The sequence below is a fragment of the Salinicola endophyticus genome (assembly GCF_003206575.1).
Taxonomy (GTDB): domain Bacteria; phylum Pseudomonadota; class Gammaproteobacteria; order Pseudomonadales; family Halomonadaceae; genus Salinicola; species Salinicola endophyticus.
On the sequence record NZ_PZJO01000001.1, the window covers coordinates 1 to 14131 of the forward strand.

Below are 14131 nucleotides of genomic sequence, written 5' to 3' on the forward strand. Positions count from 1 at the left end.
AGTGGAGCAGCTTCTGACCCTGCCGGGTTCGTCGTACCACTATCAAGGCCCCGTCATCGATGATGACGGGGCCTTTTTGCAGCGGGTAGTCGGCGACACGCCTCGCGCTTCCCGGCGCGAATTTCGCGGGCCACCGGTGCCGGGTATGGCCCATAAGGAATGGCCTGCGCAAAACGGCCCCGTCCTAAGGGACGGGGCCGTTGTCTCGGGGGGGGGAACAGGCCGCCCGGCGTGCTCGCTACCACGCCCTGGCCCGGCGGTCAGCGGCCGCGATTGGCCTTCACGCCGGCCTCCACGCGTTCGCCGATCTTGGCATCGACGTTCTTCCAGTACTCGAACACCCGCGACAGTACCGGCTCCTCGACGCCACCGGAGACATGGCCGACGATATTGTCGACCAGGCGGTCGCGCGCAGCGTCGTCCATCACCTTGTTGACCAGATCGTTGGCCTGACTCCAGTCGTCATCGGCGGGGCGCAGCGCATAGGCAGTGCGCACGAATTCGCCGTCGGCGGACCACACGGCGTCTTCCGGATAGCGCTGCGGGTCGGCCTTGGGGCCGCCCTTGCTGTTGGGCGCGTAGACCGGATCGCTGGCGTTGTGCATGCGCATGGCGCCGCCCTTGCTGTAGCTGTGCACCGGGCACCGCGGGGTATTGACCGGAATGTGCTTGTAGTTGACCCCCAGCCGCGCGCGGTGAGCGTCGGCGTAGGAGATCGAGCGCGCCAGTAGCATCTTGTCCGGCGAAAGCCCAGTGCCCGGCACCATGTTGTTGGGCTCGAAGGCGGCCTGCTCGATCTCGCTGTGGAAATCGGTCGGGTTGCGATCGAGCGTCATCTTGCCGACCTCGATCAGCGGATAGTCGCTGTGGGGCCATATCTTGGTCAGGTCGAACGGGTTGATGTGGTAATCCTTGGCCTCGTCGAACGGCATCACCTGCACGTGCAGGGTCCAGGTCGGATAGTCGCCACGCTTGATCGCCTCGAACAGATCGCGACGGTGATAGTCGGCGTCGCTGCCGGCCATTTGATCCGCCTGCTCCTGGGTCATGCACTTGATGCCCTGATCGGTCTTGAAGTGATACTTGACCCAGAAGCGCTCGCCCTCGGCATTGACCCACATGTAGGTATGGCTGGAGTAGCCGTTCATGTGGCGCCAGCTTGCGGGGACGCCGCGATCGCCCATCAGCCAGGTCACCTGGTGGGCCGATTCCGGCGCCAGGGTCCAGAAATCCCACTGCATGTCGTGATCGCGCAGACCATTGTCGGCGCGGCGCTTCTGCGAGTGGATGAAGTGCTGGAACTTCATCGGATCGCGCACGAAGAAGACCGGGGTGTTGTTCCCGACCATGTCGAAGTTGCCTTCTTCGGTATAGAACTTGAGCGCAAAGCCACGCGGATCGCGCCAGGTATCCGGGCTGCCGCTCTCCCCCGCCACGGTGGAGAAGCGCGCCACCATGTCGGTTTTCTTGCCCGGCTGCAGGAACTGGGCCTTGGTATAGCGGCTGATATCCTGGGTCACCTCGAAGTGACCGAAGGCGCCGCCGCCCTTCGCATGTGGCTGGCGGTCCGGAATCATCTCGCGGTTGAACGCCGCCATCTGCTCCATCAGATAGTGATCATGCATCACGATGGGGCCATCAGGCCCCACCGAAAGCGAGTTCTCTTCGCTCGCGACGGGAATGCCGGCATCCGTCGTCGTCGGCTTGCGGTTGTCGCTGGTCACGGTGACATCTCCCTCGTTCGACGCGGCGATGCGACGATCGCATCACCCCATGTCCCCACCGCGCGGCACCGAATCCACCAGTGTCGTGACCGCGGCCTCTGGGTCAGGACCAGGGGGGTATTCGCCATATCAGATCAGGGCGATAAAACGCGGGGACATCTTGAAGGTATAGAACTCCCCCCGCCGCACTGTCCAATACGCGACGCCGATGCCATCTGACAGGTGCACTCGGTGGAATCCCTGCCTATAGTTGGCGGACACACGGACTCACCGTGCCGATACATTTCATGACGCTCACGTTTCCTCGAGGTGCTCGTGTTCAAAGCTCCAGGGTGCAGGCTTTCACGGTGGGCGCCGTCTCGCCTGATCATAGGGTTGTCGTTGCCGCTGATCGCAGGCTGCAGCGACGCCCATCTCTCCTTTCTCGATCCCCAGGGGCCCATCGCCGCGGCCCAGCGGCAGCACTTCTGGTGGGTCATCGCCATCACCCTGACGGTGGTGCTCCCGGTCCTGGTGCTGACACCGCTCATCCTGTGGCGCTATCGCTACGGCGGCCGCGCCCGCTATCGGCCGCAATGGGAATTTTCCCTGCGCGCCGATCTGGCGATCTGGGGTATCCCGCTGCTGGTGTTCGCCGTGCTTGCCACGCTGACCTGGCGCAGCACGATAGCCCTCGACCCCTATCGACCGCTGGTCAGCGATCAGCCACCGCTCGAGGTCCAGGTCGTAGGGTTCGACTGGCAATGGCTATTCCTCTATCCCGAGCAGGGCATCGCCACGGTAGACGAGCTGGTGATCCCCGCCGGGCGGCCGGTCTCGCTGCGGCTGACCTCGGCCAGTGTGATGCAGGGCTTCTTCGTGCCCGCCCTGGGTAGCCAGATAGACGTGATGAATCACATGGTGACCCGGCTGCATCTGGAAGCCGACGCCCCGGGCGTGTTCCCCGGCCGCAACATGCAGTACAGCGGCAAGGAGTTCTATCGCCAGCGCTTCGTCACCCGCGCGCTCAGTGCCGACGCCTTCGCCGATTTCACCCATCAGGTGCGCGCGCAGGGCCGGTCATTCACCCCCGAGGTCTTCAGCCTGCTGATGGCCAAGAACACCCATGCCGCCCTGGCGCGCGCGCTCGACGGCACCGAGACTGCGGCCATCACGGGAAGGGCTCGACAGACCGACGACGCCGGCAGCCCTGCCGACGACAGCACGCCACTGCGCTTCAAGCACTTCCCGTCCGGGCTGTTCGAGGCCATCGCCGCGCACCGCGCGCCCGACTGGAGTCAGGACACATCGTCTCTCTCCACCACGCGCCCCTTGTCTCCCGATTCACTCCTCCCCGCCAGTTCACCCTTGTCCATCCATCCGGCGCTGGCCGCCGCCGCACCCACGGGAGCCACACCGTGAACGATTCGACCCACTGGCTGCTCGGCCGGCTAGACGCCAGCGCCCTGCCCTTCTGGGATGCGCTGCAGCATCCGACCACGAAGAACGTGATCAACGCCGTGATCGCCTCGGGGGCAGCATCGATGGTGGTGCTCGGCGCCATTGCGGTGGTCATCGGGCTGACCTGGACCCGGCGCTGGGGCTGGCTGTGGCGGGAGTGGCTGACCAGCCCCGATCACAAGAAGATCGGCATCATGTTCATCGCGCTGGCGCTGGTGATGCTGGCGCGGGCAGTGATCGAAGCGGTACTGATGCGCCTGCAGCAGGCCTTCGGCCTGGACGGCGGTTTCCTGACCGCGGATCATTTCGGCCAGCTCTTCACCACCCACGGCACCATCATGGTGTTCTTCATGGCCATGCCGTTTCTCACCGGCATGATCAACTACGTGATGCCGCTGCAGATCGGTACCCGCGATCTCTCGTTCCCGGTGATGAACCAGATCAGTCTCGGGCTGACCGCCGCCGGTGCCGCCGTGGTGATGATTTCGCTGGTGCTGGCGCCCTTCTCCACCGGCGGCTGGACCGGCTACCCGACCTTCACCGGGCACGCTGCCAATCCCGGTGCCGGAGTCGACTACTGGATCTGGGCAGTGACCCTCTCGACCCTGTCATCGACCCTGAGCGGGATCAATTTCGCCGTCACCATCTACAAGCGGCGCGCCCCGGGGATGAGCTGGATGCGCCTGCCGCTGTTCACCTGGACCGCGCTGTGCACGGCGATCCTGATGATCTTCGCCATGCCGCCGCTGACCGTCGCCACCGCACTGCTGGCACTCGACCGCTATCTCGATTTTCATCTGTTCACCGCCGATATGGGCGGCAACATGATGAATTACATCAATCTGTTCTGGGCCTTCGGCCACCCCGAGGTCTATATCCTGATCCTGCCCGCCTTCGGCATCTTCTCGGAAGTCTTCTCGACCTTCGCCGGCAAGACGCTCTACGGCTACAAGGCGCTCGTGATCGCCACCCTGGCGATCGCCGTGCTCTCCTTCACGGTATGGCTGCACCACTTCTTCACCATGGGCCAAAGCGCCCATATCAACGCCGTGTTCGGGATCGCGACGATGCTGATCGGCATCCCCACCGGGGTGAAGATCTACGACTGGATGCTGACGCTGTTCCGCGGCCGCATCCGCATGTCGGTGCCGATGATCTACGCCAGCGGCTTTCTGATGCTGTTCGTGCTGGGCGGGCTGACCGGCATCGTGCTGGCGGTGCCCAGCGTCGACTATCAGGTGCACAACTCGCTGTTCCTGGTCGCCCACTTCCACAACATGCTGATCCCGGGGCTGCTGTTCGGGATGCTCGCGGGCACCAACTTCTGGTTTCCCAAGGCCTTCGGCTTCCGTCTCGAGGAGCGCTGGGGGCGCCGCGCCGCCTACGCCTGGATCATCGGCTTCATGCTTGCCTTCTTCCCGCTCTATGCGCTCGGCGTGCTCGGCATGCCGCGCCGCACGGTGGCCTTCTTCACCCCGGCCTATCTGCCGTGGACGCTGACCGCGCTGGTCGGCGCCACGATCGTTCTGCTGGCCATGGCGTGCCTGGTGATCCAGCTCTGGGTGAGTGTGCGCGACCGCCACCTCAATGCGATGCCGATCGGCGACCCTTGGGATGGGCGCAGTCTGGAGTGGGCGGTGAGTTCACCACCGCCGGAGTACAACTTCCCGGTCATCCCGGAGGTCTACGGGCGCGATGCCTTCATGCTCGAGAAGGAGCGCGGCAAGGCGTATCAGGTGCCGGACGAGTTTCCCGATATCGTACTGCCGGCCAATAGCCCGATGGGGGTGATCTTCGCCGTCACCGGCACCGCCATGGCCTTCGGCCTGACCTGGTATCAGTGGTGGATGGTTCTGCTCGCCGCCGGCATCACGCTGGCCGCGGTGATCGCCCGCGGTTTCTGCCGCAACACCACCCGCACCTTGTCCGGTGAAGAGGTGCGTCGTACCCACCTGACCTGGCTCGCCCAGGTCCGTGCCACCACACCGGTCGCCCGCTCGCGGGAACAGTCAACCGATAATCGGGGCCTCCCCGTGCCTCCCGTGGAGGGCGCCATCCAATGACAGCACTCACCTCTCGTCACACTGATCGGGCCGGCGCGCCGGCGCGCCATCCCGGGCTCAACCTGGGGCACGCTCACCGCGAGGGCGAAGAGAGCCGCGAAGAGATGGTCTTCGGCTTCTGGGTCTTCATGATGAGCGACATGATCCTCTTCGGGCTGCTCTTCGGCACCTACGTGACCATGCTCGGCGGCACCGCTGGCGGCCCTGGGCCGAAAGATCTGTTCGACATGCGGGGCGCCTTCTTCGAGACCATGCTGCTGCTGGTGAGCAGCTTCACCTTCGGCATGGCGTCGCTGGCGCTCAAGTACCGCGACGACCGCCGGGTGCTGGTCGGCTGGCTACTGGTCACGCTGCTCCTGGGGCTCGGCTTCGTGGCCCACGAGCTCTATGACTTTCACCGCATGTTCGAGGCCGGCGGCGTACCCAGCCGCAGCGGCTTCCTCTCCGCGTTCTTCTCGCTGGTGCCGCTGCACGGGCTGCACGTGACCGTTGCCTGTATTTGGCTGATCGCGCTGCTCGGTCAACTCGCCGTGCACGGCCTGGATGCGCAGACCAAGAACGGCCTGATCCGCCTGGCGATTCTGTGGCACTTCCTCGATATCGTCTGGATCGGGATCTTTTCGCTCGTCTATCTGGGGGGGCTGGCATGAGTCGACGCACACTCAGCGACGCCGAAGCGCAAGAGCGCGCCAGCGAGCAGCGCAGCTATCTATGGGGCTTCGCCCTGGCGCTGATCCTGACGCTGATCCCGTTCGGCGTCGCCGCCTTTGCCGAGTGGCGGCCGCTGCATCTCTACCTGCTCATCGGCCTGTGTGCCATGGTGCAGGTGGTAGTGCACTTTCGCTGCTTCCTGCATATCACGCTGGCGCGCAACAAGCGCGAGGATCTGCAGTTGATCCTGTTCACCGCACTGATCCTGCTGATCATGGTCGGCGGCACGCTGTGGATACTGTTCAATCTCTACTACCGCATGATGCCCCACATGCTGCCGTGAGACGCCCCTGAGCGTCGCGGCCGTCCCAGGCCTACGCCTGGGACGGAGGTTTCGCCCGATCCGGCTCCAGCTCATTGGCACGCGCGAAGGTGAGAATGACCTGGCGCAAGAGCTGGCGCTGCTCGTCGGGCAGCCCGCGATAGACACGCAGCACCTCGTCCTCCTCGCCACCGACCGCGATCATCCAGGTCGCCTGGGACAGTTCCGGGCTGCAGGCAGCCCGGGCACCATAGCGCAGATAATGGGGCTCCACCCCGAGCCATCCCGCCAGCACCTGGAGCTTGTTCTGGGCCGGGATCGATTCACCGCGCAGCCAGCGCCTGACGCCCTGAAACGTCATCGGCGAGCCCCAATAGCGCAGGTTGAACTCCCGCTCCAGCACAGAGGGGCGCGGTTCGTAACCCGCCGCTATCAGCGCTTCTTTCAGCCGCTCGGCGAATAAGGTCTTTTCATCCATGTGATTGAACTTGAACCTTCAATTAAAATTTAGTTGAAACCCTGTTTCAGCCTTCGTTGAATTGTTGATTAAACGAAGAGGCGCCCTTCAGCGCGCTGCCCCAAGCGCTGGCTGAATGACACCGCGACACCCAGGCGCCCTGCCTGTCTGCCACCTCAGATGATTGTCTTTGACACCTGCGCATCCCCACGGGCACGGCTTCGGCCATTACCCATCAGCGCCGATACCGGCTCTGACAGGAAGCCGCTGGGCCCTTAGCTTAGAGAGATTTGGCGTAGACACCACAAATCCGGCGCTCTCATCGCGAGAGGCCTGGGTGAGATATCGCGGCGTGAAGCCCTCGACACGTCGCCAGCGCCGTGCCGCGCGACACCATCCTCGGGTCGTCACCCCGGGTGACTAATGGATATGCTTGGACCGCTTTCGCTTGCCGCCAGGCTGAAGGGCCCAAAGGCCCTCTACGCCCATCGGCCGACAGGCGCCGCGGCTACAGTCTTTTCGGGCCGGCAGATCGTCGGCCCACAAGGCAGGAAGGCTATCAGTGTCCATGGCGGCGCCGGTGCAGCGCCCGTACCTGCTGGTCGAAACCGGCCACCGGCCCCTCGACGCAGAGCCCCGGTACCACCGAGGTAATCGGCAGCGGCGCCACCGGCGGCGGCGCCTGCCCCAGCTCGCCGAGCCACGCCACCAGTTGCGCCGCCGAGCTGGCGTAGACGATCCGCCCCAGCCCGACCCAGCCATGCGCGGCGGCACACATCGGGCAGTGCTCACCGGAGGTGTAGACGGTAGCGGCAGCGCGCGCCTGCCAAGAGAGATGCTCGGCCGCCCAGCGCGCCAGGGCGAACTCCGGATGGCGGGTGGCATCACCACCGGAGATGCGATTGCGGTCCTCGGACAGCACTTCGCCGTCAGCGCTTACCAGCACGCTGCCAAAGGGTTCGTCGCCGGCCCCCAGCGCGGCTTCGGCCAGGGCCACCGCGCGCGCCAGAAAGCGCGCCTGATCTGTCTCGCTCATGCGTTCTCCTCACTGGGGATGGAAAACCGTGCCAGCCCGAAGGCGGCGAGTTCCGGCGCCCGCTTACCACATGCCAACCACTCGCCGAGCACCTCGCCCATGACGCTCGCGAACTTGAAACCGTGGCCCGAGAAGCCGCCGGCGATCACCAGCCCCGGCAGCGGCTCATCGATAAGGAAGTGCTCGTCGGGGGTGCGGATGTATTGGCACACGGCGCCGTGGCGTAGCGCCCCGACCCCGGGCAGATAGCGCGCGATCACCTGTGCCAGCTCGGAGATATCCGCCGGATGCTCGCCGAACGGCAGCAGCGGCTCCCCCGCTGCCAGCGGCTGCCCAGCATCATGGCGGCCAATCTTGAATCCGGCGTTATCGATATCGGGAAAGCCGTAGTAGATGCCCAGCTCGTCGTCGGTGAGGCTGAAGCCCGGAAAGCGCTCGCGGTGATAGCGCGCATCCGCGTCGTACCAGGCAAAGGTCTTGCGCACCCGCGTCAGCGGCAGGGTCACTCCCAGCGGTTGCAGCAGACCGGCCAGGTGCTGGCCACAGGCGGCCAGCACGCGCCGGGCGCCGAAGAGGCGGCCATCGGCACAGTGCGCGACGTAGCCGCCCGCTGGCAGCGCCTCGAGGGCGACCACTCGCGCACCGGTGGCCAGCGTCACCCCCGTGCTGCGGGCCAGGCGCTGGCGCCAGCAGGCGATGATCCGCGCCACCCGCAGTACCCCGGCGCGGGATTCGAAGGCGCCGACATGGGCCTCGCTCAGCGCCGCTGCGCCGCCCTGCCAGCCGGGCCAGCGCCGCGCCACGCCGGGGCCGTCGAGCTGCTCGAGGGGCAGCGCATAGTCCCGCGCGCTGGCCGCGACCTGACGCAGGAAGGGGGCCGACGCCGGGCCGAGGTTGAGCACCCCGGTGGGCAGCAGCAGCGCCTCATCGCTCTCTCGCTCGAGCCGCTGCCAGCCCGCCCAGGCGCGCTGGGCCAGCGCCACATAGCCGCTGCCTTCGCCATAGGCGAGCCGGATCAGCCGCGTCTCGCCGTGGTGGGCGCCCTGGTCGTGGGGCGGATCGTGGGCGTCCAGCACCTGTACCGACCCCACCCCACGGGCGGCCAGATGATCGGCCGCCGCCAGTCCCATGCTGCCGCCGCCGATGATCAGCAGATCCGACTGTGTCACCTGTGTCATGCCTCACCTTGTCTTCACTCGAGTCCCAGGCGCCGTTAGCCAGGCCACACTGACCGTTTCAGGCTGTCGGTTCCCGCGCCGCCGACACCTCTCCCGCCCGCGCCTCGCTACGCGCGATGATCGCGCTGCCGGTCAGATCGCCGGTGACGTTGAGCGCGGTACAGCCCATGCCCACCAGCGCATCGATCGAGGTCAATAGCGCCACCGTCTCGATCGGCAGGCCGACCTGGGCGAACACCGTGGCGATCATCACGATACCCGCTCCGGGCACACCGGCGGTACCGATCGACGTCAGCGTGCCGATCAGCACGATCTCGAGCATGCTGGTGAGATCGAGCGGGATGCCCGCCACGTTGGCAGCGAACACCGCCGAGATCGCGATGCGGATCGCGGCACCATCCATGTTGACCGTCGCTCCCAGCGGCAGGCTGAAGGCGTAGAGACTGCGCGGCAGTCCCAGGCGCTGGGCCGCGTTGAGCGTCAGCGGCAGCGTGCCGCTGCTGCTCTGGGTGGCGAAGGCGGTCGCCATTGGCGTGCGCGCCTCGCGGAAGAAGGCCCCGAGACGCACCCCGAAGCCCTTCATCAGCACGCAGTAGAGCAACAGGTGTACGGCCAGCGCCAGGTAGAGCACCAGCACCATGTTGCCGAGGGAGAGAATCGTGCCGAGCCCCTGCTTGGCCACGGTGCCGGTGACGATGGCGAAGACCCCGATCGGCACGAACTGCAGCACCCCGGCCATCACCTTCATGGTCACCGCGTTGAGCCCCTCGATCACCCCATAGAGCTTCTCCGCCAGCTCGCCCTGGGTCTTGTCATCGGATTGGGGCTTTGCCTCTGAATGCGCATCGCCATCGGCCTGGGCCGCATCCTTGAGGGCCGCCCCGCGCTGACGCAGCTTGAGCAGCGCGATTCCGAACACGAAGGCGGTGAAGATGATCCCCAGCAGGTTGGGCTCGGCCAGCGCGGCGACGATATTGCTGGGCACGATCGACAGCAGCACGCTGACGATACCGGGGTTCTCCGGTACCGAGACGCTGGCGCTGTCGTCGAGGGTCATGCCACTGCCCGGCGAGAGCAGCGAGGCGACGACCAGCCCGACCACGATCGCCAGCGCCGAGGTCACCACGTAGTAGGCGAACACCTTGCCGCCCATGCGCCCGAGCCGCCCCAGCTCGGCCTGATTGATCCCCACGATCAGCGTGAACAGCACGATGGGGACGATCAGGAACTTGAGCAGACGCAGCAGCAGATCGCCCAGCGGTGCCACCCAGGCGGCCAGGGTCTCGCCGCCCAGAAGGCCGGCGACCAGGCCCAGCACCAGGGCGATGGTGACACGCAGAATCAGAGAAGCGTCGAGATAGGCGCGAAAGAGTGACTTCATGAGCAAGCCTTGATGAGTGAATGACGAGCGCCGCGAGAGGCGGACCGCTGACCGAATGGAGACATTATCGACGTATATTCCACCCGGCCGCCAATCTAGGCAGCCAACCCTGGCCGGCCTCGGGATCGCGGCCCTGGATACGCAAAACCCGGCCAGGCGGCCGGGTCGAAGAGAGAAACAAGGCGGATTCAGCCGCCGAGCTTGTCCTGGGTGCGGGTGTCGAAATCGCTGGCATCGTGGCGCTCGTGGAGCTGGCTCGATGGCTCGCCGAAGGTGCGGTTGACCATTCGCCCGCGCTGCACCGCCGGGCGTGCATCGATCTCCTTGGCCCAGCGCTGCACATGGGTGTAGCTCTCGACCTGGAGGAACTCTGCCGCGTCGTAGAGCCGCCCCAGTGCGAGCTGGCCGTACCAGGACCAGTTGGCGATGTCGGCGATGGTGTACTCGTCACCGGCCAGATAGCGCGACTCGGCCAGACGCCGATCGAGCACGTCGAGCTGGCGCTTGGTCTCCATGGTGAAGCGGTCGATCGGATACTCCAGCTTCTCCGGCGCGTAGGCGTAGAAGTGACCGAAACCGCCGCCCAGGTAGGGCGCACTGCCCATCTGCCAGAACAGCCAGTTGAGGGTTTCCACCCGGGTGGCGGTGTCGCTGGGCAGGAAGGCACCGAACTTCTCCGCCAGGTGCAGGAGGATCGAGCCGGACTCGAAGACCCGCAGCGGCTTGTCACCGCTGTAGTCCATCAGCGCCGGGATCTTGGAGTTGGGGTTGACCTCGACGAAGCCGCTGCCGAACTGATCGCCCTCGCCGATGTTGATCAGCCAGGCGTCGTACTCGGCGTCCTTGCCCAGTGCCAGCAGCTCCTCGAACATCACCCCGGCCTTGACCCCGTTGGGGGTGGCCAGCGAGTAGAGCTGGAACGGATGCTTGCCCACCGGGAGCGCTTTCTCATGGGTGGGCCCGGCCACCGGACGGTTGATGCTGGCGAACTTGCCGCCGCTCTCCTTGGGTTCCCAGACCTTGGGGGGGGTGTAACGACTGTCGCTCATGACGATTCTCCACAATGGGTCGATAGCGCGCGAAGCGCCTGTGTGAAGAAAGGTAGCTGGTTAATGGCCTGCGATCGAGGGCCAGCGCCCCCGATCATCGCCTAGCACGGATCTCGGAAGTTGCGCGCAAAGCCTAGTAGCCCACGGTGAAGCGCTGACGCACGTGCCGCGGGCTCTCCAGCTCATCCACCAGGGCGATGGCGTAGTCCTCGAACGAGATGCGCGATCCCTCCGCGAAGGTCAGCAGCGCATCCTGCCCCAGGCGGAAGCGGCCGGTACGCTCGCCGGGCACGAACTCGGCCGACGGCGACAGGAAGGTCCAGTCGAGATCCGTCACCGCCCGCAGCCGTTCGAGGAACTCTGCGCCCTGGGCCGCCTCGGCGCGGTAGGCCTCGGGGAAGTCCGGCTGATCGATCAGCCGCTGTCCGGGCGCCACTTCCAGGCTGCCGGCACCGCCGACCACCAGATAGCGCCTGACCCCGGCGTCGCGTACCGCACCGACCAGCGTCTCGAAGTCGCTGGCGACGAAGTGCACCGCGCTGATCACCGCCTCGTGCCCGGCGAGCAGCGCCGCCAGCGCGTGGCGATCGTTGGCATCGCCGGCCGTCGGCGTGACGCCCTCGAGCGGGGCGATGCGCTCGGGATGGCGCGCGATCGCGGTGACCTGATGACCGCGGGCGACGAGTTCGATGAGGATACGCGATCCGGCATTGCCGGAGGCGCCGATCAGAGCAATCTTGGCCATGGGGGTCTTCCTTCGCTGAGTCGAGTAGAGGACATAGGTCTACAAACTGGACCGTGACGGCGAATCTATGCGAGTTTTACCCCTCCCACAAGAAGTCACGCCGGCCTGACCCGGTCACACCCGACTGACCCAGGGCCGCCCCTTTGCCCCCATCGTCACCCCATCGCGACGAGACAGTCATACGAGCCCCTCATGAACGACAACCCACACAACCCTGATGTCTCCTCCTCAGAATCGCTGGTGTTGGCCCAACCCTGCCCGATCCGCGACGTACTCGACCGGATCGGCGATCAGTGGAGCCTGCTGGTGCTGCTGACCCTGAGACCGGGCACCCGCCGCTTCAACCAGCTACGCCGCGAGATCGACGACATCTCCAAGCAGATGCTCTCGCGCACGCTCAAGCAGCTGGAGCAGGACGGGCTGGTCAGTCGCACCGCCTACCCCGAGGTGCCGCCCCGGGTGGAGTACCAGCTCACCGAGCTCGGCCAGTCGCTGCTGACACCGGTCGCCGCGCTGGTCGCCTGGGCCGAACAGCACCAGCCAGCGGTGAACGCGGCACGCGAGCGCTACAAGCACACGACAGCGCGCTGAGCGCCGGACAATACCCTGCCATTGGCCGGCGCTCGAGACCGGGGGGGCTAGGGCGACGTCTCCCCGAGACAATGCTCGGATAGCAGACCCGGCACCAAGGTGTCACTCATGCACAACCAGGTCATGCCGTCGAGTTCGTCCTGTTCGTCGAAGCTCGGATAGGGGTTCAAGATCAGGCTCTGACCTGCCAGTTGCCCGCCGACGAAGGTGTACACGAGCTCACCTTCGCTGCCGAGTTCGAGGGTGGCCTGCAGGGCGGTATCGTTGTGGCGGCTGTCGATCCCCAGTTGATCGAGCGTCGAGGGCCACTCCATCTCGTGCAGTGTGAAGGCGGTGAGGGCTTCACGGTCTGGGTCGGTCTGTTCGATGAAGCTCGTCAACTGCGCCTTGGCCTGATACTGCTGAAACGCCTTCACGCCCAACACCGCCGCAACGGCGATGATCACCACGAACAGCAGCGCACCGGCGCCACCGAGCCCGGGCACCCGCGGGCAGAAGGCGGCAAAACACCAGGCCAGCGGGTGACGGCGCGGCTGCGAAGGGGTCTCTTCCCGGGCGAGCTGGAGAATGGCGTGGGCCCGTTTGGCGGTCCAGGGGTAGTCACCGATCAACTCGTTCAGCGAGGCCCAGAACCCGTTGACGTCGTGGCGCTGCGCCGCGAACACCTCGAGATCGAGACTCGCACGCCGTGAGCCACCCGCCGCCAGCGCCGACATGGCGGCAAAGGCTGCATCCGGATCCGGGCAGCAGGCGAGCCCATGACGGTCGCAGGTGTACTCACACGCACGACGGTAGGCCGCCCCCAGCAGCGGCAACCAGGATGCGATCGCGACCACGACGCCTTTGCTCAGGTGCCCGCGCCGAATGTGTCCCAGCTCATGGCCGATATAGAAGCGCAGCGCGTCCGGGCGATCCGCCAGTGCATCGACCACCGAGGAGTAAAGCACCACATAGTGGCGGCGCAGAAAGCGGGTGGCCAGCGCGTTGAACAGCCCATCGGCATGCAGCAGATACGCCTCCGGCTGACGCTCGAGACCCACGATCTGACAGCAGTTTTCGATATCCGCCGCCAGCGCCGGGAACTGTTGCGCGCTGATGCGAACCCCATTGCCACGGATCGTGGAGATGAACGCCGATTGCACGAACAGGGCGACGACCCAGATGAACAGGAGATAGAGCAACACCATCCCCAGTGACATGACAAAGAGCGCGGCCCATAGCGTGACGGCAACCACCATGAGCAGGGCGAAGCGTCGCCGCTCCCCCGGATAGATCAGAGAAAATTGCATGACTGTTCCCTTGCTTTCGTATTTTTCTTGACTGGCAGCGTCGGCCGTCAGGCAGCGCCAGATGAGGTATCGGGCCCGGATTGACCATGGCGCAGCAGCACGCAAACGCGTGCTAGATATCGCGCCGCGCTGAATCGTATACCGAGTTTTGGGCAAGCTCCATGGCTAAATGATGACGCGGCGGCGGTCATCCTCATCCGACGCG

Annotated in this window: 13 protein-coding genes; 5 read left to right on the top strand and 8 right to left on the bottom strand. The window is 65.7% G+C overall.

The window, feature by feature from the left end:
* Window positions 1–260: 260 nt before the first annotated feature.
* Entirely contained in the window at window positions 261–1724 is a 1464-nt protein-coding gene (locus DOM66_RS00005; protein ID WP_110674969.1) for a catalase, read from the bottom strand.
* A 381-nt stretch (window positions 1725–2105) separates the two neighbouring features.
* Here DOM66_RS00005 and DOM66_RS00010 point away from each other — a divergent pair, with 381 nt between their 5' ends.
* Genes DOM66_RS00010 through cyoD form a run of 4 tightly spaced genes read left to right on the top strand, consistent with a single transcriptional unit; the run spans window position 2106 to window position 6221 of the window.
* Window positions 2106–3125, top strand: coding sequence for a cytochrome c oxidase subunit II (locus DOM66_RS00010; RefSeq protein WP_223161847.1), 1020 nt, complete (start codon window positions 2106–2108; stop codon window positions 3123–3125).
* Complete coding sequence (locus tag DOM66_RS00015) at window positions 3122–5227, top strand: cbb3-type cytochrome c oxidase subunit I (protein WP_110688888.1); 2106 nt, start codon at window positions 3122–3124, stop codon at window positions 5225–5227. The genes DOM66_RS00010 and DOM66_RS00015 overlap by 4 nt, the downstream gene beginning before the upstream one ends.
* On the top strand, window positions 5224–5877 hold the full coding sequence (locus tag DOM66_RS00020; RefSeq protein WP_110674972.1) for a cytochrome c oxidase subunit 3: 654 nt from the start codon (window positions 5224–5226) through the stop codon (window positions 5875–5877). The genes DOM66_RS00015 and DOM66_RS00020 overlap by 4 nt, the downstream gene beginning before the upstream one ends.
* Window positions 5874–6221, top strand: coding sequence for a cytochrome o ubiquinol oxidase subunit IV (gene cyoD, locus DOM66_RS00025; RefSeq protein ID WP_110688889.1), 348 nt, complete (start codon window positions 5874–5876; stop codon window positions 6219–6221). The genes DOM66_RS00020 and cyoD overlap by 4 nt, the downstream gene beginning before the upstream one ends.
* A gap of 31 nt (window positions 6222–6252) precedes the next feature.
* Here the strand turns inward: cyoD and DOM66_RS00030 are convergent, their stop codons facing one another.
* From DOM66_RS00030 to DOM66_RS00055, 6 genes are all read right to left on the bottom strand, one after another.
* A complete protein-coding gene (locus tag DOM66_RS00030; protein ID WP_110674974.1) occupies window positions 6253–6678 on the bottom strand; it encodes a transcriptional regulator in 426 nt (141 codons plus the stop codon).
* A gap of 538 nt (window positions 6679–7216) precedes the next feature.
* Window positions 7217–7693, bottom strand: a complete 477-nt coding sequence (locus DOM66_RS00035; protein ID WP_110688890.1) for a nucleoside deaminase — start codon at window positions 7691–7693, stop codon at window positions 7217–7219.
* The gene (gene solA / locus DOM66_RS00040) at window positions 7690–8871 is read right to left on the bottom strand and encodes an N-methyl-L-tryptophan oxidase (protein WP_110688891.1); all 1182 of its coding nucleotides are present in this window, start codon (window positions 8869–8871) and stop codon (window positions 7690–7692) included. The genes DOM66_RS00035 and solA overlap by 4 nt, the downstream gene beginning before the upstream one ends.
* A gap of 58 nt (window positions 8872–8929) precedes the next feature.
* Entirely contained in the window at window positions 8930–10252 is a 1323-nt protein-coding gene (locus DOM66_RS00045) for a dicarboxylate/amino acid:cation symporter (protein WP_110674977.1), read from the bottom strand.
* 188 nt (window positions 10253–10440) lie between these two features.
* A complete protein-coding gene (gene yghU, locus DOM66_RS00050) occupies window positions 10441–11301 on the bottom strand; it encodes a glutathione-dependent disulfide-bond oxidoreductase (RefSeq protein ID WP_110688892.1) in 861 nt (286 codons plus the stop codon).
* 133 nt (window positions 11302–11434) lie between these two features.
* Window positions 11435–12046, bottom strand: coding sequence for an NAD(P)-dependent oxidoreductase (locus DOM66_RS00055; RefSeq protein ID WP_110674979.1), 612 nt, complete (start codon window positions 12044–12046; stop codon window positions 11435–11437).
* Between the two features lie 192 nt (window positions 12047–12238).
* Here DOM66_RS00055 and DOM66_RS00060 point away from each other — a divergent pair, with 192 nt between their 5' ends.
* Window positions 12239–12637, top strand: coding sequence for a winged helix-turn-helix transcriptional regulator (locus DOM66_RS00060; RefSeq protein ID WP_110674980.1), 399 nt, complete (start codon window positions 12239–12241; stop codon window positions 12635–12637).
* A gap of 47 nt (window positions 12638–12684) precedes the next feature.
* On the opposite strand, the gene DOM66_RS00065 is transcribed toward DOM66_RS00060, so the two are convergent.
* A complete protein-coding gene (locus DOM66_RS00065; RefSeq protein ID WP_110688893.1) occupies window positions 12685–13926 on the bottom strand; it encodes a M48 family metallopeptidase in 1242 nt (413 codons plus the stop codon).
* Window positions 13927–14131 lie beyond the last annotated feature (205 nt).

Bases quoted from the DNA above. Each gene is read 5' to 3' on its own strand.
- DOM66_RS00020 (WP_110674972.1), top strand. From the start codon at position 5,224: ATGACAGCACTCACCTCTCGTCACACTGATCGGGCCGGCGCGCCGGCG.
- cyoD (WP_110688889.1), top strand. From the start codon at position 5,874: ATGAGTCGACGCACACTCAGCGACGCCGAAGCGCAAGAGCGCGCCAGC.
- DOM66_RS00030 (WP_110674974.1), bottom strand. From the start codon at position 6,678: ATGGATGAAAAGACCTTATTCGCCGAGCGGCTGAAAGAAGCGCTGATA.
- DOM66_RS00035 (WP_110688890.1), bottom strand. From the start codon at position 7,693: ATGAGCGAGACAGATCAGGCGCGCTTTCTGGCGCGCGCGGTGGCCCTG.
- solA (WP_110688891.1), bottom strand. From the start codon at position 8,871: ATGACACAGGTGACACAGTCGGATCTGCTGATCATCGGCGGCGGCAGC.
- DOM66_RS00045 (WP_110674977.1), bottom strand. From the start codon at position 10,252: ATGAAGTCACTCTTTCGCGCCTATCTCGACGCTTCTCTGATTCTGCGT.
- yghU (WP_110688892.1), bottom strand. From the start codon at position 11,301: ATGAGCGACAGTCGTTACACCCCCCCCAAGGTCTGGGAACCCAAGGAG.
- DOM66_RS00055 (WP_110674979.1), bottom strand. From the start codon at position 12,046: ATGGCCAAGATTGCTCTGATCGGCGCCTCCGGCAATGCCGGATCGCGT.
- DOM66_RS00060 (WP_110674980.1), top strand. From the start codon at position 12,239: ATGAACGACAACCCACACAACCCTGATGTCTCCTCCTCAGAATCGCTG.
- DOM66_RS00065 (WP_110688893.1), bottom strand. From the start codon at position 13,926: ATGCAATTTTCTCTGATCTATCCGGGGGAGCGGCGACGCTTCGCCCTG.